General features: G+C 58.6%; 21 protein-coding genes and 1 riboswitch. Of the genes, 7 read left to right on the forward strand and 14 right to left on the reverse strand.

Annotated elements, in window-relative coordinates:
- Nucleotides 1–117 precede the first annotated feature (117 nt).
- Genes CU081_RS20940 through CU081_RS20950 form a run of 3 tightly spaced genes read left to right on the forward strand, consistent with a single transcriptional unit; the run spans nucleotide 118 to nucleotide 3076 of the window.
- Nucleotides 118–879 (forward strand): endonuclease/exonuclease/phosphatase family protein, encoded by a 762-nt coding sequence (locus CU081_RS20940; protein ID WP_003858502.1) that lies wholly within the window; start codon nucleotides 118–120, stop codon nucleotides 877–879.
- Nucleotides 876–2114, forward strand: coding sequence for a cardiolipin synthase ClsB (clsB, locus tag CU081_RS20945; protein ID WP_003858503.1), 1239 nt, complete (start codon nucleotides 876–878; stop codon nucleotides 2112–2114). The genes CU081_RS20940 and clsB overlap by 4 nt, the downstream gene beginning before the upstream one ends.
- Nucleotides 2114–3076 (forward strand): lysylphosphatidylglycerol synthase domain-containing protein, encoded by a 963-nt coding sequence (locus tag CU081_RS20950; RefSeq protein ID WP_003858505.1) that lies wholly within the window; start codon nucleotides 2114–2116, stop codon nucleotides 3074–3076. Before clsB ends, CU081_RS20950 begins: the two co-directional genes overlap by 1 nt.
- A 94-nt stretch (nucleotides 3077–3170) precedes the next feature.
- Here CU081_RS20950 and CU081_RS20955 read toward each other — a convergent pair whose 3' ends face one another.
- The 6 genes from CU081_RS20955 to moaA form a co-directional block, all read right to left on the reverse strand.
- A complete protein-coding gene (locus CU081_RS20955) occupies nucleotides 3171–3878 on the reverse strand; it encodes a Bax inhibitor-1/YccA family protein (RefSeq protein ID WP_003858508.1) in 708 nt (235 codons plus the stop codon).
- Nucleotides 3879–3936: 58 nt separating this feature from the next.
- A complete protein-coding gene (moaE, locus tag CU081_RS20960; protein WP_003858509.1) occupies nucleotides 3937–4389 on the reverse strand; it encodes a molybdopterin synthase catalytic subunit MoaE in 453 nt (150 codons plus the stop codon).
- Nucleotide 4390: 1 nt separating this feature from the next.
- Complete coding sequence (gene moaD, locus CU081_RS20965) at nucleotides 4391–4636, reverse strand: molybdopterin synthase sulfur carrier subunit (protein WP_003858510.1); 246 nt, start codon at nucleotides 4634–4636, stop codon at nucleotides 4391–4393.
- Nucleotides 4629–5114 carry a cyclic pyranopterin monophosphate synthase MoaC gene (gene moaC / locus CU081_RS20970; protein WP_003858511.1) on the reverse strand — a complete coding sequence of 162 codons (486 nt, stop codon included), beginning with the start codon at nucleotides 5112–5114 and terminating at the stop codon, nucleotides 4629–4631. Before moaC ends, moaD begins: the two co-directional genes overlap by 8 nt.
- 3 nt (nucleotides 5115–5117) lie before the next feature.
- Nucleotides 5118–5630, reverse strand: a complete 513-nt coding sequence (gene moaB / locus CU081_RS20975; RefSeq protein WP_003858514.1) for a molybdenum cofactor biosynthesis protein B — start codon at nucleotides 5628–5630, stop codon at nucleotides 5118–5120.
- Nucleotides 5631–5654: 24 nt separating this feature from the next.
- Nucleotides 5655–6644: a GTP 3',8-cyclase MoaA gene (moaA, locus tag CU081_RS20980; protein WP_003858516.1), complete on the reverse strand. Its 990-nt coding sequence runs from the start codon at nucleotides 6642–6644 to the stop codon at nucleotides 5655–5657.
- A riboswitch (molybdenum cofactor riboswitch) is annotated at nucleotides 6632–6765 on the reverse strand. (Overlaps the previous gene by 13 nt.)
- A 226-nt stretch (nucleotides 6766–6991) precedes the next feature.
- On the opposite strand from moaA, the gene yvcK reads away from it, so the two are divergent.
- Complete coding sequence (gene yvcK / locus CU081_RS20985; RefSeq protein ID WP_003858517.1) at nucleotides 6992–7900, forward strand: uridine diphosphate-N-acetylglucosamine-binding protein YvcK; 909 nt, start codon at nucleotides 6992–6994, stop codon at nucleotides 7898–7900.
- Between the two features lie 79 nt (nucleotides 7901–7979).
- On the opposite strand, the gene uvrB is transcribed toward yvcK, so the two are convergent.
- Nucleotides 7980–9995: an excinuclease ABC subunit UvrB gene (gene uvrB, locus CU081_RS20990; protein ID WP_003858519.1), complete on the reverse strand. Its 2016-nt coding sequence runs from the start codon at nucleotides 9993–9995 to the stop codon at nucleotides 7980–7982.
- Nucleotides 9996–10744: 749 nt separating this feature from the next.
- Here uvrB and CU081_RS21000 point away from each other — a divergent pair.
- Nucleotides 10745–11467: an ABC transporter ATP-binding protein gene (locus CU081_RS21000; protein ID WP_003858522.1), complete on the forward strand. Its 723-nt coding sequence runs from the start codon at nucleotides 10745–10747 to the stop codon at nucleotides 11465–11467.
- Here the strand turns inward: CU081_RS21000 and bioD are convergent.
- From bioD to bioB, 4 genes are read right to left on the reverse strand one after another with little or no spacing between them, the layout of a single operon-like run.
- The gene (gene bioD, locus CU081_RS21005; protein WP_003858523.1) at nucleotides 11430–12131 is read right to left on the reverse strand and encodes a dethiobiotin synthase; all 702 of its coding nucleotides are present in this window, start codon (nucleotides 12129–12131) and stop codon (nucleotides 11430–11432) included. The two genes, CU081_RS21000 and bioD, sit on opposite strands and share 38 nt — an antisense overlap.
- Nucleotides 12124–12879: a malonyl-ACP O-methyltransferase BioC gene (bioC, locus tag CU081_RS21010; RefSeq protein ID WP_022650641.1), complete on the reverse strand. Its 756-nt coding sequence runs from the start codon at nucleotides 12877–12879 to the stop codon at nucleotides 12124–12126. The genes bioD and bioC overlap by 8 nt, the downstream gene beginning before the upstream one ends.
- The gene (gene bioF / locus CU081_RS21015) at nucleotides 12863–14020 is read right to left on the reverse strand and encodes an 8-amino-7-oxononanoate synthase (RefSeq protein ID WP_022650640.1); all 1158 of its coding nucleotides are present in this window, start codon (nucleotides 14018–14020) and stop codon (nucleotides 12863–12865) included. The genes bioC and bioF overlap by 17 nt, the downstream gene beginning before the upstream one ends.
- Nucleotides 14017–15057, reverse strand: coding sequence for a biotin synthase BioB (gene bioB, locus CU081_RS21020; protein ID WP_039268745.1), 1041 nt, complete (start codon nucleotides 15055–15057; stop codon nucleotides 14017–14019). The genes bioF and bioB overlap by 4 nt, the downstream gene beginning before the upstream one ends.
- Nucleotides 15058–15125: 68 nt before the next feature.
- Between bioB and bioA the strand changes: the two genes are divergently transcribed.
- Entirely contained in the window at nucleotides 15126–16433 is a 1308-nt protein-coding gene (gene bioA, locus CU081_RS21025; RefSeq protein ID WP_022650638.1) for an adenosylmethionine--8-amino-7-oxononanoate transaminase, read from the forward strand.
- 47 nt (nucleotides 16434–16480) lie between these two features.
- Nucleotides 16481–16957 (forward strand): kinase inhibitor, encoded by a 477-nt coding sequence (locus CU081_RS21030; RefSeq protein WP_022650637.1) that lies wholly within the window; start codon nucleotides 16481–16483, stop codon nucleotides 16955–16957.
- 66 nt (nucleotides 16958–17023) lie between these two features.
- On the opposite strand, the gene hutH is transcribed toward CU081_RS21030, so the two are convergent.
- From hutH to CU081_RS21045, 3 genes are all read right to left on the reverse strand, one after another.
- A complete protein-coding gene (gene hutH, locus CU081_RS21035) occupies nucleotides 17024–18544 on the reverse strand; it encodes a histidine ammonia-lyase (protein WP_022650636.1) in 1521 nt (506 codons plus the stop codon).
- Entirely contained in the window at nucleotides 18541–20229 is a 1689-nt protein-coding gene (gene hutU / locus CU081_RS21040; RefSeq protein ID WP_003858533.1) for a urocanate hydratase, read from the reverse strand. The genes hutH and hutU overlap by 4 nt, the downstream gene beginning before the upstream one ends.
- Nucleotides 20230–20356: 127 nt before the next feature.
- Nucleotides 20357–21091, reverse strand: coding sequence for a histidine utilization repressor (locus CU081_RS21045; protein ID WP_003858534.1), 735 nt, complete (start codon nucleotides 21089–21091; stop codon nucleotides 20357–20359).
- Nucleotides 21092–21097: the final 6 nt, after the last annotated feature.

The following is a 21097-nucleotide window of genomic DNA, read 5'->3' on the forward strand; positions in this document are numbered from 1 at the left end:
GATTTTTCTCTGCTAATTCAGACTACCGCACTTTACGGAAAATTCCGTAACGCCGCATCTTTTTGTGACGCCTACTACACTTTATTTTCATCGGGATAGTCACCCAGGAAGGTGTTTATGAGCAAAAAAACGCAGCATTTCTCGCTTAAGGTGCTGACGATAAACATTCATAAGGGCTTCACAGCATTTAACCGCCGCTTCATTTTACCGGAGCTGCGCGACGCGGTACGCACCGTCAGCGCCGATATTGTCTGCCTCCAGGAGGTCATGGGCGCGCATGAAGTGCACCCGATGCATTTCGAAAACTGGCCCGACACGCCCCACTACGAGTTTCTGGCGGATACCATGTGGAGCGATTACGCCTACGGGCGCAATGCGGTCTACCCGGAGGGGCATCACGGTAACGCGGTGCTGTCGCGTTTTCCTATCGAGCATTATGAGAACCGGGACGTCTCCGTTGGCGAGAGTGAAAAACGCGGGCTGTTATACTGTCGTATCACCCCCCCAGAGCTCGATTTTCCCGTTCATGTAGGCTGTGTTCATCTTGGCCTGCGTGAAGCCCACCGTCAGGCCCAGCTACAGATGCTGGCAGACTGGACAAATGCGCTGCCGGAGGGCGAGCCCGTGGTGGTGGCCGGTGATTTCAACGACTGGCGACAGCGTGCCAACCATCCGCTGAAGGTGAATGCGGGGCTGGAGGAGATTTTTACCCGCGCACGCGGTCGTCCCGCGCGAACGTTTCCGGTGCGCTTCCCCGTGCTGCGCCTTGACCGTATCTACGTAAAAAATGCCCACGCCAGCAGCCCGACGGCGCTGGCTTTACTCAACTGGCGACATCTCTCCGACCATGCCCCACTCAGCGCGGAGATCCACTTATGAAATGCACATGGCAGGAAGGTAACCGTATTACGCTGCTGGAAAATGGCGATAACTATTATCCGGCGGTTTTTGAGGCGATTAGCCACGCACAGCAGAAAGTCTTTCTGGAAACGTTTATCTGGTTTGAAGATGACGTGGGCAGGCAGTTGCATAGCGCACTGCTGCATGCCGCTCGTCGCGGTATAAAAATCGAGGTCCTGCTCGACGGATATGGTTCGCCGGATCTCAGCGACGAATTTGTTAACGAGCTCACCGCCGCAGGGGTGGTGTTCCGCTATTACGATCCCGGCCCGCGTCTGTTCGGCATGCGCACCAACCTGTTCCGCCGTATGCACCGCAAAATTGTGGTGGTGGATGAAACGGTGGCCTTCGTTGGCGGCATTAACTACTCCGCCGAGCATATGTCGGATTACGGTCCCGAAGCGAAACAGGACTACGCGATCCGTATCGAAGGGCCGGTAGTGCAGGACATCCAGCTGTTCGTGCTGGAAAACTTACCCGGCAAGGAGGCCGTCCGCCGCTGGTGGCGACGCCGTCATCGCCCGGAGGAGAACCGCAAGCCCGGCGAGGCGCAGGCCCTGTTCGTCTGGCGTGATAACGAGGAGCATCGGGACGATATCGAGCGTCATTACCTGAAGATGCTGGCGAACGCGAAGCGCGAGGTGATTATCGCCAACGCCTATTTCTTCCCCGGTTACCGGATTTTGCATGCCATGCGCAACGCGGCCCGACGCGGCGTGAGCGTGAAGCTTATCGTGCAGGGTGAGCCCGATATGCCGATTGTGAAGGTGGGCGCGCGTCTGCTCTATCGCTATCTGGTCAAAAGCGGCGTGCAGATCTATGAATATCGCCGCCGCCCGCTGCACGGCAAAGTCGCCGTGATGGATGACCACTGGGCGACCGTCGGCTCCAGCAACCTTGATCCGCTGAGCTTATCGCTGAATCTGGAAGCGAACCTCATCATCCACGATCGCCAGTTTAATCACACCCTGCGCGATAACCTTCAGGGTCTTATTAATAAAGACTGCGTGCGTGTGGATGAGTCCATGGTGCCGAAACGGAGCTGGTGGAACGTGGGCATCGGCGTGGTGGTGTTCCACTTCCTGCGCCACTTCCCGGCCATGGTGGGCTGGCTGCCCGCGCATACGCCGAAACTGGCGCTGGTGGATCCGCCTGTGCAACCCGAAATGGAAACCCAGGACCGCGTAGAGGCGGAAGATGGAGGGAAAACCTGATGTCAAAATCTCATCCTCGCTGGCGGCTGGCGAAAAAAATCCTGACCTGGCTGTTCTTTATTGCCGTCGCGGTCCTGCTAGTGGTGTATGCCCAGAAGGTGGACTGGGAAGAGGTGTGGAAAGTTATTCGCAACTACAACCGGACAGTCCTGCTGGGTGCCGTTGGGCTGGTGATTGTGAGCTACCTGATGTACGGCTGCTATGACCTGCTGGGACGCGCCTACTGCGGTCATAAGCTTGCCAAACGGCAGGTTATGCTGGTGTCATTCATCTGCTACGCCTTTAACCTGACGCTGAGCACCTGGGTGGGCGGGATTGGTATGCGCTATCGCCTGTACTCCCGCCTTGGCTTACCGGGCGGCACCATTACGCGTATTTTCTCCTTAAGCATAACCACCAACTGGCTGGGGTATATTCTGCTGGGCGGGGTGATTTTCACCATCGGCGTGGTGCAGCTGCCTGCGCACTGGTACATCGATGAGGCCACTCTGCGCATTCTGGGCATCGTACTGCTGCTGATCATCGCGGCCTACCTGTGGGCCTGCGCCTTTGCCAAACGTCGTCACATGACCATTAAAGGCCAGAAGCTGGTGCTGCCGTCATGGAAGTTTGCCGTCCTGCAAATGGTGGTTTCCAGCGCCAACTGGATGGCGATGGGGGCCATTATCTGGCTGTTAATTGGCGAAGATGTGAATTACTTCTTTGTGCTGGGCGTGTTGCTGGTAAGCAGTATTGCCGGGGTGATTGTGCATATTCCGGCGGGTATTGGCGTACTGGAAGCGGTGTTTATCGCGCTGCTTGCGGGGGAGCATGTGTCTCACGGGACGATTATCGCCGCCCTGCTCGCGTACCGCATGATCTACTACTTCCTGCCGCTGGCGCTGGCAACGGTCTGTTATCTGGTGCTGGAGAGTCGGGCCAAGAAGCTGCGCGCGAAGAACGAGAAGGCAATGGCAAAATAAAAGCAAAACGGCAACTTCGTTGCCGTTTTTAGGGTTTGTTCCCTCTCCCTGTGGGAGAGGGTCAGGGTGAGGGCATCAGACAGCGCCACCCTCACTAACGACGGTTGCCGAAGATACGCAGCAGCATCAGGAACAGGTTGATGAAGTCCAGATAAAGCGTCAACGCGCCCAGAATCGAGTATTTGCGCAGGTTTGAACTGTCACGAACATCAATTTGTTCACCGATGTTTTTGAGCTTCTGGGTGTCGTAGGCGGTTAAGCCCACGAAGATCACCACCCCGATATAGGTCACCGCCCACATCAGCGCGTCACTTTTCAGCCACAGGTTCACCAGCGACGCCAGCACAATCCCAATCAGCCCCATAAACAGCATGTTGCCGAAGCCGCTCAGGTCACGTTTGGTGGTGTAACCGTACAGGCTCATCACACCGAACATCCCGCCGGTCACCACAAAGGTGCTGGCGATGGAGGAGTAGGTGTAAACGATGAAAATACTGGAAAGCGTCAGCCCGGTCAGCGCCGAATAGAGCATAAACAGCGTGGTCGCCATACCCGAGCTGAGCTTGTGCACCAGCCCGGAGAGCACAAATACCAGCGCCAGTTGCGCAATAATCAGCCCAAAGAAGGTGATTTTGCTGGAGAAGATAAACATCATCAGTTCAGGCGTGTTTGCCGCATACCACGCGATAAACGCGGTAAGCAGCAGGCCAACCGTCATCCAGCCATATACCTGAGCCATGTAGGTTTGCAGCCCGCTACGGGTCTGCTGAACTATCGAATCGGAACGCGGAAATCGGTCCATGATTCACTCCTGATTAAGTAAACACACATGTTAAGACTAACACATCCACGTAAACCTGTTACCAACGGCTGGCGGCATGCTTATCGCTGTCGCGTGATTCCACCCAGCGCTCACCTTCCGGCGTCGCTTCACGTTTCCAGAACGGCGCTTTGGTTTTAAGATAATCCATGATGAACTCCCCCGCCGCAAATGCACTCCCGCGATGGGCGCTGGTGACGCCGACAAACACAATCTCTTCGCCGGGCCACATTTCGCCGATGCGATGGATAACCGTAACGCGTCCCAGCGGCCAGCGGCCTCTCGCCTCTTCGACAATGGCCGCCAGTGATTTTTCGGTCATCCCCGGATAGTGCTCCAGCGTCAGCGCTTTTACGCTGTCGCCGAGGTTGTGGTTACGCACTTTTCCGGTAAACGTCACGACCGCGCCGTCTTCATCGCGCTCTGCCAGCCAGCTGTATTCGGTACCGACGCTAAAGCGCTCAGGGCCGACCAGAATTCGGGTTTCCGTCATCTTAACCCCCTGTTACCGGCGGGAAGAAGGCCACTTCGTCCCCATCGGCCAGCGGGTGGGTCAACTCCACCAGCGTCTGATTCACGGCGGCCAGCAGTTTGCCTTCATCCAGCGCCAGCGCCCAACGGTCGCCTTGCGCCGCCAGATGCGCGCGCAGGGCGGCGACGTTTTCGAAAGAGCCGTCCAGCGTCAGGCTGTCGGTATTGACCAGCTCACGGACCTGGGCAAAAAAAAGCACCTTAATCATGGCTTTCTACCTTAAAATCGCCGGATTTGCCGCCGCTTTTTGCCAACAGACGCACCGGGCCAATCACCATATCTTTCTGCACCGCTTTACACATGTCGTAGATGGTCAGCGCCGCCACGGAGGCCGCCGTCAACGCCTCCATCTCCACGCCGGTTTTCCCGGTTAAGCGGCACAAGGACTCGATACGCACGCGATTATGCGCCGGCTGCGCCTGCAAATTTACCTCCACTTTGCTGAGCATCAGCGGATGGCAGAGCGGAATGAGGTCCCAGGTACGTTTAGCGGCCTGAATACCAGCGATACGGGCGGTGGCAAACACATCACCCTTGTGATGGCTGCCGTCGATAATCATCGCCAGCGTCTCCGGCAGCATGGTGATGAACGCTTCAGCACGCGCCTCGCGCACCGTTTCGGCTTTGGCGGAGACATCCACCATATGCGCTTCGCCAGCGGCGTTTATGTGGGTCAGTTGTGACATAGCTTATTTCTTTAAATGGGGATGGAAGTTACACGGACGGGTACGAGCATCCAGCTGCGGGGCAATAATGTTTTCCCACGCGGTGCGGCAGGCTTTGGTCGACCCCGGCATGGCGAAGATCAGCGTCTTGTTCGCCACCCCCGCGACAGCACGGGACTGAAGCGTAGAGGTACCAATCTCTTCAAACGAGAGCATGCGGAACACTTCGCCGAAGCCTTCCACTTCGCGATCGAACAGCGGGAGCAGCGCTTCCGGCGCCTGGTCGCCTGCGGTAAAGCCGGTGCCGCCAGTGATCAGCACCACCTGGACGTCATCGTTCGCAATCCACTGTGAGACCTGAGCGCGAATGGCGTAACGGTTTTCTTTGACGATCGCTTTATCAACAATCTGGTGTCCGGCTTCGTGTGCCGCCTCGCGCAGCCAGTGGCCGGAGGTATCATCCTCTTCACCACGACGTTCGGAAACGGTAAGAATAGCAATGCGTGTCGGGATAAATTCCGCGCTTACTTGACTCATCTTCTGGTTCCTTCTAAAGCCTGATTACCCGCCGATATAGGACAGGTTCTGAGTAATGCCGGTGTTGCCCTGATGCAGGAAATGGGTCTGCTTTTTGTGCGTCAGCGCCTCGGAAATGCGTGCTTCAAGCGCGTCCTGTTGAGCGTCATCTTCCAGCAAATCGCGCAGATCGACGCCGCCATCCCCGAACAGGCAAAGATGGAGCTTGCCAACGGAGGAGACACGCAGGCGGTTGCAGCTGGCACAGAAGTCTTTTTCATAGGGCATGATCAGGCCGATTTCGCCTTCATAATCCGGATGACAAAAAACCTGCGCCGGGCCATCGCTGCGCTGGCGGATCTGATGGATCCAGCCGCGTTTCAGCAGCTCGTCGCGCAACACCATGCCGGAAATATGGTGACGGCGGAACAGCTCGCTGCCCTCGCCCGTTTCCATCAGCTCGATAAAACGCAGTTGAATGGGACGGGATTTAATCCACGCCAGGAAGGTGTCCAACTGATGGTGGTTTACGTCGCGCATCAGCACCGTGTTGACTTTGACTTTTTCGAACCCGGCGGTAAACGCCGCATCGATGCCGTCCATCACCTGGCGGAACTTGTCCTGACCGGTAATGGCGTGAAACTGCCGGGCATCAAGGCTGTCCACGCTGACGTTGATCGCCGTCAGCCCCGCATCGCGCCAGTACGCCACGTCACGCGCCATGCGGTAACCGTTGGTGGTCACCGCGATCTGGCGGATACGTTCGTTTTCACGCACGGCGGCAATAATGTCAGGGAAATCACGACGCAGGGAGGGCTCTCCCCCGGTAAGACGCACTTTTTCCGTGCCGAGTTCCGAGAACGCACGCGTAACGCGGCGTACTTCATCCACGGAGAGAAAGCCATTATTGGTGACGCTGCCCGGCTTGTAGCCATCGGGCAGGCAGTAGGTGCAACGGAAGTTGCACACATCGGTAATCGACAGACGCAAGTAGTAAAACTTACGCGCGAAAGCATCAGTAAGTTGTGAAGCCATGTACACCTTTCCAGATCGGGAGGCACAGTCATTTCTTTCTGTACCCTGGTGGCAAATCCGCCACGGCCAGGGCGCCATATCTCTCGACACAGGCGCCAGGGCTAGAGTGTATGTTTTCAGTTTTGAAAACGTGGTTATGGCGATAGTAGCGTGGAAATCGCCACTTCGCCATTGTCGCTTTTCGCTATATAAATTTATACATAACGATGTTATCGTGCATTTTCACTACAGAATACGCAAAAACAGCGCTTTCGCATTGATATACGTCATTATGGATTGTGAGAGGCATCGTCTTTTAGGAGTAGTTGCGTTACTGTGACGCAAGCTTAACAGGATAAGGAATAAGTATGCGCAATCGCACTTTTGCGGATCTGGACCGCGTGGTCGCTCTTGGCGGAGGTCACGGGCTGGGACGGGTTATGTCGTCGTTATCGTCACTGGGCTCACGCCTGACGGGCATCGTGACAACAACGGACAACGGCGGCTCAACCGGGCGGATCCGACGTGCTGAAGGCGGGATAGCCTGGGGCGACATGCGCAACTGCCTCAACCAGCTCATCACTGAGCCAAGCGTGGCCTCGGCGATGTTTGAGTACCGTTTTGGCGGGAATGGCGAACTTTCAGGCCATAACCTTGGAAATCTGATGTTAAAGGCGCTGGATCACCTGAGCGTGCGCCCTCTGGAAGCGATCAATTTAATTCGTAACCTGCTAAAAGTGGATGCGTTCCTGATCCCAATGTCCGAACAGCCGGTAGATTTGATGGCGATCGATGCTGGCGATCACGAAGTGTATGGTGAAGTGAATATCGACCAGCTTCTTCTGCCGCCAAAAGAGCTGATGACCTACCCCAGCGTACCCGCAACGCGTGAAGCGGTAGAAGCGATTGGCGAGGCCGATCTGATCCTGATTGGGCCGGGAAGTTTTTACACCAGCCTGATGCCGATCCTGCTGGTGAAAGAGCTGGCGCAGGCGCTGCGCAGAACGCCTGCGCCCATGGTCTATATCGGTAATTTAGGCCGCGAACTCAGCCCGGCGGCGGCAAGCCTGTCGCTGGCGGATAAGCTGGACCTGATGGAACAGTACGTTGGTAAGAAAATTATCGATGGTGTCGTGGTCGGACCGAAAGTGGATGTATCAGGGATTGGCGATCGCGTGGTGGTACAGGAGCCGCTGGAAGCCAGCGATATTAAATATCGCCACGACCGCCATCTGCTACGCGAGGCGCTGGAGAAGGCGATTCAGGCATTAGGTTAGGTTCGTTTTGTGCGGCCTGATGCCCTCACCCCGGCCCTCTCCCACAGGGAGAGGGAGAAAACGCCACCGGGCAAAAAATTCACGATGCCGCAATAAACAGATCCCGCAGCTGATGCAGCTGATCGCGGATTTGCGCAGCCTCTTCGAACTCCAGGTTCTGCGCATGCTGCATCATCTGCCCTTCCAGCTCGTGGATCTTCTGCTGCAACGCTTTCGGCGTCAGCGCGACGGTATCCTCTTCCACCACTGAACGGGCCTTGCCGCGGCCTTTCGCTTTGGTCTTCGCAATGTTCTGACCCAGCGCCAGGATATCCACCACCTTCTTGTTCAGCCCCTGCGGCGTGATGCCGTGCTCTTCGTTATAGCGCTGCTGCTTCTCGCGACGACGTTCCGTTTCGCCAATCGCTTTGGCCATCGACGGGGTGATTTTATCCCCGTACAGGATCGCCTTCCCGTTGACGTTACGCGCGGCGCGGCCAATAGTCTGGATCAGCGAGCGCTCGGAACGCAGGAAGCCCTCTTTGTCCGCGTCCAGAATCGCCACCAGCGACACCTCCGGCATATCCAGACCTTCTCGCAGAAGGTTAATTCCTACCAGCACGTCGAACTCGCCCAGACGCAGATCGCGGATGATCTCCATACGCTCCACGGTATCGATATCCGAGTGCAGATACCGCACCTTCTCGCCGTGTTCTTCCAGATACTCCGTCAAATCTTCCGCCATACGTTTGGTGAGCGTGGTAACCAGCACGCGCTCGTTGATGGCGGAACGGGCACGTATTTCCGAGAGCAGATCGTCCACCTGCGTCGCCACCGGACGCACCTCGATAATCGGATCCAGCAGCCCGGTCGGACGCACCACCTGGTCCACCACGTCATCACCGGATTTTTCCAGCTCGTAGTTGCCCGGCGTCGCCGATACGTAGATGGTCTGCGGAGCAAGCGCCTCAAATTCTTCAAACTTCATCGGACGGTTGTCCAGCGCTGACGGCAGTCGGAACCCGTACTCCACCAGCGTCTCTTTACGCGCGCGGTCACCGCGGTACATCCCGCCGATCTGGGGGATCGTAACGTGGGATTCGTCGATCACCAGCAGGCCGTCCGCCGGAAGGTAGTCAAACAGCGTCGGCGGCGCTTCGCCCGGCCCGCGCCCGGAGAGGTAGCGCGAGTAGTTTTCGATGCCGGAGCAGTAGCCCAGCTCGTTCATCATCTCCAGATCGAACTGGGTACGCTGGCTCAGGCGTTGCTCTTCCAGCAGCTTATTGTTCGCCAGCAGCACCTTGCGGCGGTCCGCCAGCTCAATTTTGATCTCTTCCATCGCCTGCACGATACGCTCGCGTGGCGTCACGTAGTGCGTTTTCGGGTAGATGGTGAAGCGCTGGATCACCGACTCGACGTGACCGGTCAACGGATCGAACAGCGACAGGCGTTCAACCTCTTCGTCGAACAGCTCCACGCGCAGCGCCATGTCGTCCGATTCCGCCGGGAAGATATCAATCACCTCGCCGCGCACGCGGAAGGTCCCGCGCTGGAACGCCTGATCGTTACGGGTGTACTGCAACTCCGCCAGACGGCGCAAAATCGCCCGCTGATCGATGATCATCCCCTGCGTCAGGTGCAGCATCATCTTGAGATAGAGATCCGGATCGCCCAGGCCGTAGATCGCCGACACCGAGGCCACCACCACCACATCACGACGCTCCAGCAGCGCCTTGGTCGCCGACAAACGCATCTGCTCGATATGTTCGTTCACCGAGGCATCTTTCTCGATAAACGTGTCGGAGCTGGGAACGTAGGCTTCCGGCTGGTAGTAGTCGTAGTAGGAGACGAAATACTCCACCGCGTTTTCCGGGAAGAACTCTTTCATCTCACCATACAGCTGCGCCGCCAGCGTTTTGTTCGGCGCGAGGACCATCGTCGGACGCTGGAGATCGGCAATGACGTTGGCAATGGTGAAGGTTTTGCCCGAACCGGTAACCCCCAGCAGAGTCTGGTGCGCCAGCCCGTCCTCCAGCCCCTCTTCCAGGCGACGAATAGCCTCGGGCTGATCCCCGGAAGGACGGAAAGCAGAATTCAGTTTAAACGGTTTACTCATGGGCGACGACCTGATGACAGAATAAGCGGCAGGTGAGTAATTTTACTCGTTGTGGCCAGGATTGCCAGTAAAAAACACTGGATGAAAAACCAGTAGCGTGTCAGGATATTTAGCGTAGCGCAGAGAGGATTAGAGCGTTCGCGAGCCAAATTTCGACTGTGACAAAATAAAACACCAGCCTCAGGGGGTTATCCCCAGAACTATTACTTTTTTAACATTTGTCAAGGGCGGTTATGAAAGTTTTATGGCAACAGGTGTCGCTGGCGTTGAGGGAATTGCTTTTATCTAATTCGTTAAAAAATAAAGACTAATTTATTAAGCCGCGTTTCCCATCAATTTGGTCGTAACCCGCGTATTCTCTCGCTTATCGCGTGTTTTCTAACTCTAATGCACAAGGTTATCCACAGGAATAGTGGATAACTGCCTCCAGCCCGTACAGCATGCACTTCAGCAAATTCCCGGTTTTTCCCACGAAGCGGCAGTAAAAAATTTTTATCACTCTTTTTTGCCTGAAAAACGTTCATTTTTTCATAAGCAACTGGCGAGATCTTAATCACAATTCTGTCATTTCTCCTGCACCACGATTCGACATACGCGGCACCGGGAATGTGCATTTCGTATAAACGTACTGCTTTTGATAGTGAGTTATTCCTAAAAATGGCCTTTTTTTAATCATTATGAAGTTCCTGGCAGGCGTTTTGCAGACATCACTCTGTGCATCACCCCCACACATTTTTAAGGAGAGAAAGATGTTGAGTCTGCGTGCTGTAAATCAGTTTTACGGAAGCCAACATACGCTATGGAACGTGAATATCGATTTCCCGCAAGGCATCTGTACGGGCATTGTTGGCCTGCCTGGCATGGGTAAATCCACGCTCATGAACTGCATTACCGGAAAGGTGCCCGTTGAGAGCGGCACCATCATCTGGCATGAGGCTGGCGCGCCGCCGCGTAATTTGCTCAGCCCTGCGTCAGCATTCACGGCGCCGCCGACGATAGGCTACGTCCCGCAGGATCGGCGGATATTTTCCCAGCTGACCGTCGATGAAAATCTGCATATCGCTATGCGGGCGACAGGGAAACCTGACCCGACATCAAAAAGTGACGTGTATGCCCTGTTTCCGGAGCTCTATCCGCTGCGACAGAGCCGTGCCTCTTCGCTGTCCCCTGACGACCAGTATCAGCTGGCCCTCGCCAGTGCGCTGGTTAATCGCCCGCGCGTGTTGATTCTGGATGAGCCCATGCATGGCGCAGGGCATGGTTTCGCGCGCAGGCTGGGGCAGCTGCTGGTGCGGCTGAATCGGGAGCTGGGAATGACGGTGCTGTTAGCTGAGCAACAGCTGTCGTTTATCCGCCGGGTAGCGGATCGTTTCTGCATGCTCTATCGCGGGCGTAACGTGGCACAGGGCCACGTTAACGAGCTGGATGACGACCTTATTGCGCACTGGATGGCGCGGGACATAAGGCGCTAAGGTCAAGATAGCGTCCGGTTTCCGCCTGCTCTGCGCCGTCGGCAAGCCACGGGATCTCGCCGAGAAACGGCGCAGGCAGCCCCCGCTTCAGCGTCGCCAGATACTCAGCATGACGTTTACCCGGCGCAACCACGTCATTGGCAATCCACCCTGCCAGACGCAACCCGGCCTGCTGCACGGCCTGAGCGGTCAGCATGGCGTGATTGATACAGCCAAGCTTCACGCCGACCACCAGAATGACCGGAAGCTGCTCGGCCTGCACCCAGTCAGCAAATGTCTGCTCGTCGGACAGCGGGGTAAACCAGCCGCCAGCCCCCTCCACCAGCACCCAGTCGGCCTGCGTTTCCAGGTCGCGTAACCCGGAAGAGAGCACCGAAAAATCAATCGGACGATCTTCATCGGCGCTGACGATGTGCGGCGAGGTGGGTTCAGCAAAGGTATAGGGGTTCACCGCAGAATAGGCCAGCGCAAGGCTGCTATTACGCTGTAGCGCCAGCGCATCGGTATTGCGTAAGCCTTCCGGCGTCATCTCGCTGCCGGAGGCTACGGGCTTATACCCGGCAGTTGTTTTCCCCAGCAGACGCGCCGCCTGCAACAGCGCGGCGCTGGCAACCGTTTTACCGACTTCAGTGTCCGTGCCGGTAACAAAATAACGTTCAGTCACGTTCAATAATCCCATGACAAAGATGATAAGAGAGCGGGAACCGGCCCCGCTCCTGCGGCCAGGTCAGCTCGAGACGCTGGAGTTGGCCGCGGGTAAGGGGTTTCTTCTCCCGTCCGGCGTGCAGGTGCGTCGCGCCTATGCCCTTAAGCGATCGCATGGCGCTTAACGCATCGCTAAATTCGAGGGTGACGGTCTGGACCACGCTGCGATAGCGCCAGCCTGCCAGCGCCTGAGTGACCTGTTCGTGCGAGAGAAACCGGTTGGCATGAGGCTGTGCATCCACTGCCCTCCACGCCTGATTCAGCTCCGGCAACGAACTTTCCAGCAGGGTGGTAAAGGCCACCGCTCCGCCGGGCCGCGCCACGCGGTATAACTCGCGTAGGGCCTGCGGCAGGCTGGCGCACCACTGCACCGCCAGATGGCTCCAGACGAGGTCAAACAGCGCATCCTCCAGCGGGATGGCCTCGATATCGGCCACCAGATAACGGTCTGCTGACTGCTGCTGGCGGGCTTCATCCAGCATCTGCGCGGATAAATCCAGCGCCGTGACGTGGCTACCTGTTGCGCGCCAGTAACGGCTATTGCCGCCTGGCCCGCAGCCTGCGTCGAGCACCTGCGCAAAACGCCCGTCACCGAGCGCGGCCAGCAGCCCGCGGGCGCTCAGGCGTTGCAGCTCATCGTGCCGTGAATAGCTTTGCGCTGCCCGGCCAAACGCGGCGGCAACGGCCTGTTTATTGACGGGAGACATACAGTGCCTCCAGAAGCGTATCGATATCCTGCGGCTCATGCGCTGCCGTGAGCGTCAGACGCAAGCGCGCGGTGCCTGGTGGCACGGTGGGTGGGCGGATCGCCGTGACCCACTGCCCGCGTTCTCGTAGCGCCTGTGCCAGCATCAGCGCCCGATGGTTTTCACCCACAATCACGGGCTGAATGGCGCTGTGCGAGTCGGTAAGCCGGTAAGACAGCTCGCTTATCCCCCGGCGAAAACGCTGAATATGGTCGGCCAGGCGCGCCCGGCGTTCAGCGCCGTCTTCGCCGCGGATCACCGCAAGCGACGCAGAGAGCGCCACGGCCTGCGCCGGGGGCATGCTGGTGCTGTAGATCAGGTGCCGGGCGAACTGCACCAGGTAATCGGCCACCGGCTCGCTGCACAACACCGCGGCGCCGCTGACGCCGAAGCCTTTGCCGAAGGTGACCACCAGCAGTTCCGGCCTGACGCGTTGCTGGTGCGCGCTTCCGCGCCCCTCCTCGCCGGTGACGCCAATGCCGTGGGCATCGTCGACCAGCAGCCAGGCGTTCTGCTGTTTTGCGACGTCATGCAAGGTGGCAAGGGGCGCGCTGTCGCCGTCCATGCTGAATACCCCTTCCGTCACCGCCAGCTGAAGCCCTGAACAGGGTTTACCCAGCAGGACGTTCAACTGAGAGGCATCGTTATGGGCAAAACGCCGCAGCTGCGCCGGGCTGAGACTGGCCGCTTCAAGCAGAGACGCGTGGCTCAGGCGGTCCGCGATGATGCGGTCGTCTTTGCCCATCAGGGCGGCAATCACCGCCTGATTCGCGGCAAAACCGGAGATAAACAGCAGCGCCCGCGGGTAGCCCAGCCAGTCGGCCAGCTCTTCCTCCAGCGCCTGATGCGCCGTGGTGTAGCCGCTGACGTGCCCGGAGCCACCGCTGCCCACGCCGTAACGATCCGCGCCCTGCTGCCAGGCGCGAACGATCTGCGGGTGCTGGCTCAGTCCCAGATAATCGTTGCTGGAGAAATTACAGAACCGCTCTCCTTCCCGGGTGAGAAAACGGCCTGCACCGTTTTCCACTACCCTGCGCACCCGAAACGCATCCGCCGCCCGCCGCTCGTCGAGCGCGGTCCTGATACGTGCCTGCCAGGTCATACGGCTGCCGCGTTGTAGAACTGGTCGGTGTCGGCGTTAAAAATCTGCTGCTCCAGCTGCTGCTGTTGCTCGTTATCCCCCACCTGTACCCCGGTCTGGTGTGGGTTCAGCCCCAGCTTGCGGAACAGCTGGACATCTTTGTCCTCTTCCGGGTTTGGCGTGGTCAGCAGTTTGCAGCCGTAGAAGATGGAGTTGGCCCCGGCCATGAAGCACATCGCCTGGGTCTGCTCGCTCATCTGCTCACGACCGGCAGAGAGGCGAACGTAAGAGGTCGGCATCATGATGCGCGCCACCGCGATGGTGCGGATGAAATCGAAGGCATCCACGTCCTCGTTATCCGCCAGCGGCGTGCCTTTTACCTTCACCAGCATGTTGATGGGCACGCTTTCCGGCGGGATCGGCAGGTTTGCCAGCTGTAACAGCAGGCCGGCACGATCTTTTACCGTCTCGCCCAGTCCCACGATCCCGCCGGAACAGACCTTGATCCCCGCATCACGCACTTTATCAAGCGTGTCCAGACGCTCCTGATAGGTGCGCGTGGTGATGATGTTGCCGTAGAACTCCGGCGAGGTATCGAGGTTGTGGTTGTAGTAATCCAGCCCCGCCGCCGAGAGACGCTGCGCCTGCTCCTCGTTCAGCGTGCCCAGGGTCATGCAGGCTTCAAGCCCCATCTCCTTCACCCCCTTCACCATCTGCTCCAGATAGGGCATGTCGCGGTCATGCGGGTTTTTCCACGCCGCACCCATGCAGAAGCGGGTCGAGCCAGCGTTTTTGGCCTTGCGCGCGGAGTCGAGCACTTGCTCGACTTCCATCAGGCGCTCGGATTCGAGACCGGTTTTATAGCGCGCGCTTTGCGGGCAATATTTGCAGTCTTCCGGGCAAGCCCCGGTTTTGATCGACAGCAGCGTGCTGACCTGAACATGACGCGGATCGAAGTGCTGGCGGTGCACCTGTTGCGCCTCAAACATCAGCTCCAGGAAAGGTTTATTGAATAATTCAGTGACTTGCGACATCGTCCAGCGTGCGTGGTGAGCCATCGGGCTTCTCCAAAGGGTTTTGTTAATTGTCGGTTCGGTTTATACTTGTAAACCTAAAACTTTTCAAAATGGTTTACAAGTCGATTATGACCCAGGACGATCTCGCCTTCGACAAGCAGCATATCTGGCACCCTTACACCTCCACGACCCGCCCCCTTCCCGTCTATCCGGTAGCCTCTGCCCACGGCTGCGAGCTGCATCTCGCCAGCGGCGAGCGGCTTGTTGACGGGATGTCCTCCTGGTGGGCGGCGATCCATGGCTACAACCACCCGCGTCTGAACGCGGCGATGAAAGCGCAGATTGACCAGATGTCACACGTGATGTTTGGCGGGATCACACATCAGCCCGCGGTGGATTTATGCCGTCGCCTGGTAGCGATGACGCCTGAATCGCTGGAGTGTGTTTTCCTGGCCGACTCCGGCTCGGTGGCCGTGGAAGTGGCGATGAAAATGGCGTTGCAGTACTGGCATGCGAAGGGCGAAACGCGCCAGCGGTTCCTCACCTTCCGCAACGGCTATCACGGCGACACCTTCGGGGCGATGTCGGTGTGCGATCCGGACAACTCCATGCACAGCCTGTGGAAAGGCTACCTGCCGGAAAACCTGTTTGCGCCAGCCCCGCAGAGCCGCTTCGACGGCGAATGGGACGAGATGGACATGGTGGGCTTCGCGCGGCTGATGGCGGCCCATCGCCACGAGATTGCCGCCGTTATTCTCGAACCGATTGTGCAGGGCGCGGGCGGAATGCGGATCTATCACCCCGAGTGGCTGAAGCGCATTCGGAAGATGTGCGACCGCGAAGGAATTTTGCTGATTGCCGATGAGATCGCCACCGGCTTTGGCCGTACCGGGAAGCTGTTTGCCTGCGAGCATGCGGGGATCGCGCCGGATATTCTGTGCCTGGGGAAAGCGCTCACCGGCGGCACCATGACGCTCTCCGCCACGCTTACCACGCGCCAGGTTGCCGACACCATCAGCGACGGTGACGCGGGCTGCTTTATGCACGGCCCGACGTTTATGGGAAACCCGCTGGCCTGCGCCGTGGCAAGCGAAAGCCTCGCCATTCTGGAGAGCGGCGCGTGGCAGACGCAGGTGGCGGCGATTGAGGCGCAGCTGAAGCAGCAGTTAAGCGCGGCGGCGGAGGCGGAATACGTCGCGGACGTCCGCGTACTGGGCGCCATCGGGGTAATCGAGACAAAGCATCCGGTGAACATGGCCGCGTTGCAGCGCTTCTTCGTTGACCAGGGCGTGTGGGTGCGACCTTTCGGTAAGCTGATTTACCTCATGCCGCCGTACAGCATTTCTGCGGATCAGCTCCGCAAGCTGACCGGGGCAGTGGTTGAAGCCGTTAACACTTCAGCGCATTTCGCGATTTAACCCCATGCGTTACACTTTCTGAATGAGTGAGTAACGAGGAAAATCGGATGAAAATCATCAGTAAAGATTTGCGCGACGGCGAAAAGCTGCCGGAACTTCACGTGTTTAACGGGATGGGTTATCAGGGGGATAATATCTCTCCCCATCTGGCGTGGGACGATGTGCCAGCGGGAACCAAAAGTTTTGTTGTGACCTGCTACGATCCGGATGCGCCAACCGGGTCGGGCTGGTGGCACTGGATCGTGGCAAACCTGCCCGCCGACACGCGCGTATTACCGCAGGGCTCCGGTTCCGATCTGGTTGCTCTGCCTGACGGTGCGATTCAGACGCGCACTGACTTTGGCAAAGCGGGCTACGGCGGCGCGGCGCCGCCAAAAGGGGAAACGCACCGCTATATCTTCACCGTGCACGCGCTGGATGTTGACAAGATTGAGGTCGACGAAGGGGCGAGCGGCGCGATGGTAGGCTTTAACGTGCATTTCCATTCGCTGGGTAGCGCGTCGATTACGGCGATGTATTCGTAATCGTGCGGGCTGATGCCCTCACCCCGGCCCTCTCCCACAGGGAGAGGGTTAGGGTGAGGGTAAAAATCACAGCACGGAAGGCAATAACCCCACCAGCCGCCCTTCTTCCAGAAGCTGCATCGCCTTATCAATATCCGGCGCAAAGAAGCGGTCGTCATCGTAGTGCGTAACGTGCTCGCGCAGCGTATGACGCGCCTGCTCCAGCAGCGGGCTGGATGTTAGCCCTTCGCGCAAATCAATACCCTGACACGCCGCCAGCCACTCCACCGCCAGCACGCCGCGGGTGTTAGAGGCCATCTCCCACAGACGACGCCCGGCAGCCGGGGCCATCGACACGTGATCTTCCTGGTTGGCTGAGGTTGGCAGGCTGTCCACGCTGTGCGGGTGCGACAGCGCCTTGTTCTCGCTTGCCAGTGCCGCGGCGGTGACCTGGGCGATCATAAAGCCCGAGTTCACGCCGCCGTTACGCACCAGGAATGGTGGCAGCTGGGACATGTGCTTATCCATCATCAGCGCGATTCGACGCTCAGACAGCGCCCCGATTTCGGCAATCGCCAGCGCGATATTATCTGCCGCCATCGCCACCGGCTCGGCGTGGAAGTTGCCGCCAGAAACCACCTCGTTTTCCTGGGCAAACACCAGCGGGTTATCGGACACCGCATTGGCCTCCACCAGCAGCACTTCTGCCGCCTGGCGCAGCTGCGTCAGGCATGCGCCCATCACCTGCGGCTGGCAGCGCAGGGAATACGGATCCTGCACCTTCTCGCAGTTGTGATGCGAATCGGCAATGTCGCTGGTATCAGTAAGTACGTGGCGGTACATGGCAGCGGCATCAATCTGACCGCGCTGGCCGCGCACCTCGTGAATACGCGCGTCGAACGGACGACGCGAGCCGAGCACCGCCTCGGTGGTCAGCGCACCGCACACCACCGCGGAGGCGAACAGATCTTCCGCTTCAAACAGGCCGCGCAGCGCGAAAGCGGTCGAGGCCTGCGTGCCGTTGAGCAGCGCCAGCCCCTCTTTTGCCGCGAGGGTAATCGGCGTTAAACCGGCTTTTTTCAGCGCCTCTTTCGCAGACAGCCACTCGCCCTGCCAGCGCGCCTGGCCTTCACCCAGCAGGAGCAGTGACATATGCGCCAGCGGCGCCAGATCGCCGGAGGCGCCGACGGAGCCCTTCGCCGGGATCCACGGATAAACTTCCGCATTGACCAGCGCCATCAGCGCCTGGATCACGCTCAGACGAATGCCGGAAAACCCACGCGCCAGGCTGTTGATTTTCAACACCATCATCAGGCGGACGATCTCATCGTCCAGCGGCTGGCCAACCCCCGCCGCGTGCGACAGCACCAGCGAACGCTGTAAATTCTCCAGATCGTGCGTGGCGATGCGGGTCTGCGCCAGCAGGCCAAACCCGGTATTGATGCCGTAGGCGGTGCGCCCCTCCGCCACAATCGCCTCCACGCAGGCCACGCTGTCGTTAATGGCACGGTGGGCGCTTTCATCAAGGGAGAGTGTCACCGGCTGACGCCAGACGTGACGCAGCTGTTGGAGCGTCAGCGAGCCGGGAGTAAGTGTTAACGCGTTCATGCAGGCTTTCCTTGTGTGGCGGGGATCATCGGCAGGTTCAGGCCCTGCTCTTTGGCACAATCAATGGCAATCTCGTAACCCGCATCCGCGTGACGCATCACGCCGGTTGCCGGGTCGTTGTGCAGCACGCGAGCGATACGCGCGGCCGCTTCATCAGTTCCGTCACAGACGATGACCATCCCGGAGTGCTGGGAGAAGCCCATCCCGACGCCGCCGCCGTGGTGCAGCGACACCCAGGTCGCGCCGCTGGCGGTGTTCAGCAGGGCATTCAGCAGCGGCCAGTCGGAGACCGCATCCGAGCCGTCGCGCATGGCTTCGGTTTCACGGTTCGGACTGGCGACAGAGCCGGAGTCCAGGTGGTCGCGGCCAATGACGATCGGCGCGGAGACTTCGCCGCTGCGCACCATTTCGTTAAAGGCGAGGCCGAGTTTTTGCCGCCACTCCAGCCCGACCCAGCAGATACGCGCCGGCAGGCCCTGGAAGTTAATGCGCTCGCGCGCCATATCCAGCCAGCGATGCAGGTGTTCGTCATCGGCGACAATCTCTTTCACTCTGGCATCGGTTTTGTAGATATCCTCCGGATCGCCGGACAGGGCAACCCAGCGGAACGGCCCAATGCCGCGGCAGAACAGAGGACGGATATAGGCGGGCACGAAGCCGGGGAAGTCAAAGGCGTTATTCACCCCCATTTCTTTCGCCATCTGGCGGATGTTATTCCCGTAATCAAAGGTCGGAATACCCATCTTACTGAAGGCCAGCATCGCGGAGACGTGTTCCGCCATGGCGCGTTTAGCCGCCAGTACCGTGCCCTCAGGATCGGTTTCCGCTTTTTGCTGGTAGTCTTCCCACGTCCAGCCTTTTGGCAGATAGCCGTGGAGCGGATCGTGAGCGCTGGTCTGGTCGGTGACCAGATCCGGACGCACGCCGCGCGCCACCAGTTCCGGCAGAATATCCGCCGCGTTGCCGCACAGGGCAACCGACACGGCTTTGCCTTCAGCGGTGTACTTTTTGATGCGCGCCAGCGCGTCATCGAGGTTGTCGGCCTGTTCATCGACATAGCGGGTACGCAGACGGAAATCGATGCGGCTCTGCTGGCACTCAATGTTCAGGGAGCACGCGCCCGCCAGCGTCGCGGCCAGCGGCTGCGCGCCGCCCATGCCGCCCAGTCCGGCGGTGAGCACCCAGCGGCCTTTCAGTGAGCCGTTATAGTGCTGACGGCCCGCTTCCACGAAGGTTTCATAGGTGCCCTGCACAATCCCCTGGCTGCCGATGTAGATCCAGCTACCGGCGGTCATCTGGCCGTACATGGCCAGCCCTTTTGCGTCCAGCTCGTTGAAGTGTTCCCACGTCGCCCAGTGCGGCACCAGGTTGGAGTTGGCAATCAGCACGCGGGGCGCATTTTTATGGGTTTTGAATACGCCAACCGGTTTGCCGGATTGCACCAGCAGCGTTTCGTCGTTTTCGAGATTCGTCAAAGACTCGACAATCGCGTCATAGCACGCCCAGTTGCGTGCGGCGCGGCCAATGCCGCCGTAGACCACCAGCTCGTGGGGATTTTCTGCTACCTCAGGATCAAGGTTGTTCATCAACATGCGCAGCGGTGCTTCGGTGAGCCAGCTTTTTGCGGTGAGCGTGGTGCCGCGCGCGGCGCGGACATCCTGCTTGCGGTATTTATCTGACGACATTGTGTGTTCCTCATAAGGGACAGATGATGCATTTAGATATACTTGTATAGACAAGCACACACAAGGTCGGATTTAACAAAAAAGATACAATTTTGCTATATTGCGTTAGCGATCACGCTTATAAAACTTATGACATAAAGTGGCCCTGCAACCGGTAGCGATTTCCCGGGAACAGCAGCTTCGCATGCGACACAATTTGCGAGGACGACCAGGTACGACGGCGGATCAGCAGGCAGGGATCGTGCTCTTTAATACGCAACAGCTCGCATTCCTGCGGCGTGGCGCGCACGGCTTCCACGATATGCTCCCCTTCCGTCAGCGGGGCGACGAGCGAGAGATACGCATGCGGTGTGGTTTGGGTGTAATCCTGATTCAGATAGTCCGGTATCCGCTCCGCGTTGACGCAGCGATCTTCAATCTGGACCGGAATGTCGTTCTCATAGTGCACCATCACCGAATGGAAAATCCGGGTGCCCTCGGTAACGTTCAGCTCGATGGCCTGTTCGGCGCTGGCCTGCGTCTCTTCAAGCACCAGCACCTCGCAGTGGTGCTGATGGTTGCGGGCGGCAATTTCATCGGCAATGCTGCGGATTTCAAACAGCGCCGACTGTCCTTTTGGCTCCGCCACAAATGTCCCGACCCCTTGCAGGCGCACCAGCAACCCTTCATCGGTCAGTTCACGCAGTGCGCGGTTGATGGTCATTCGGCTAAAGCCAAACTGCGCGACCAGTTCGGCTTCGGACGGAATGCGGTCATGCGGGCGCCAGACGCCGGCTGCGATTTTTTCGCTGATCGCCTGCTTCACCTTTTCGTAAAAAGGCGCGGGAGGGCTCGGCTGCGGCAGGGGCGAGCGTGAAAACATCATGAC

The sequence above is a fragment of the Enterobacter sp. CRENT-193 genome (assembly GCF_002787395.1).
GTDB lineage: Bacteria > Pseudomonadota > Gammaproteobacteria > Enterobacterales > Enterobacteriaceae > Enterobacter > Enterobacter hormaechei_C.

What these genes read in the sequence shown, in the direction of transcription:
- CU081_RS20940 (WP_003858502.1), top strand. Translation starts at nt 118, where the DNA reads ATGAGCAAAAAAACGCAGCATTTCTCGCTTAAGGTGCTGACGATAAAC.
- clsB (WP_003858503.1), top strand. Translation starts at nt 876, where the DNA reads ATGAAATGCACATGGCAGGAAGGTAACCGTATTACGCTGCTGGAAAAT.
- CU081_RS20950 (WP_003858505.1), top strand. Translation starts at nt 2,114, where the DNA reads ATGTCAAAATCTCATCCTCGCTGGCGGCTGGCGAAAAAAATCCTGACC.
- CU081_RS20955 (WP_003858508.1), bottom strand. Translation starts at nt 3,878, where the DNA reads ATGGACCGATTTCCGCGTTCCGATTCGATAGTTCAGCAGACCCGTAGC.
- moaE (WP_003858509.1), bottom strand. Translation starts at nt 4,389, where the DNA reads ATGACGGAAACCCGAATTCTGGTCGGCCCTGAGCGCTTTAGCGTCGGT.
- moaD (WP_003858510.1), bottom strand. Translation starts at nt 4,636, where the DNA reads ATGATTAAGGTGCTTTTTTTTGCCCAGGTCCGTGAGCTGGTCAATACC.
- moaC (WP_003858511.1), bottom strand. Translation starts at nt 5,114, where the DNA reads ATGTCACAACTGACCCACATAAACGCCGCTGGCGAAGCGCATATGGTG.
- moaB (WP_003858514.1), bottom strand. Translation starts at nt 5,630, where the DNA reads ATGAGTCAAGTAAGCGCGGAATTTATCCCGACACGCATTGCTATTCTT.
- moaA (WP_003858516.1), bottom strand. Translation starts at nt 6,644, where the DNA reads ATGGCTTCACAACTTACTGATGCTTTCGCGCGTAAGTTTTACTACTTG.
- yvcK (WP_003858517.1), top strand. Translation starts at nt 6,992, where the DNA reads ATGCGCAATCGCACTTTTGCGGATCTGGACCGCGTGGTCGCTCTTGGC.
- uvrB (WP_003858519.1), bottom strand. Translation starts at nt 9,995, where the DNA reads ATGAGTAAACCGTTTAAACTGAATTCTGCTTTCCGTCCTTCCGGGGAT.
- CU081_RS21000 (WP_003858522.1), top strand. Translation starts at nt 10,745, where the DNA reads ATGTTGAGTCTGCGTGCTGTAAATCAGTTTTACGGAAGCCAACATACG.
- bioC (WP_022650641.1), bottom strand. Translation starts at nt 12,879, where the DNA reads ATGTCTCCCGTCAATAAACAGGCCGTTGCCGCCGCGTTTGGCCGGGCA.
- bioF (WP_022650640.1), bottom strand. Translation starts at nt 14,020, where the DNA reads ATGACCTGGCAGGCACGTATCAGGACCGCGCTCGACGAGCGGCGGGCG.
- bioB (WP_039268745.1), bottom strand. Translation starts at nt 15,057, where the DNA reads ATGGCTCACCACGCACGCTGGACGATGTCGCAAGTCACTGAATTATTC.
- bioA (WP_022650638.1), top strand. Translation starts at nt 15,126, where the DNA reads ATGGTTTACAAGTCGATTATGACCCAGGACGATCTCGCCTTCGACAAG.
- CU081_RS21030 (WP_022650637.1), top strand. Translation starts at nt 16,481, where the DNA reads ATGAAAATCATCAGTAAAGATTTGCGCGACGGCGAAAAGCTGCCGGAA.
- hutH (WP_022650636.1), bottom strand. Translation starts at nt 18,544, where the DNA reads ATGAACGCGTTAACACTTACTCCCGGCTCGCTGACGCTCCAACAGCTG.
- hutU (WP_003858533.1), bottom strand. Translation starts at nt 20,229, where the DNA reads ATGTCGTCAGATAAATACCGCAAGCAGGATGTCCGCGCCGCGCGCGGC.
- CU081_RS21045 (WP_003858534.1), bottom strand. Translation starts at nt 21,091, where the DNA reads ATGTTTTCACGCTCGCCCCTGCCGCAGCCGAGCCCTCCCGCGCCTTTT.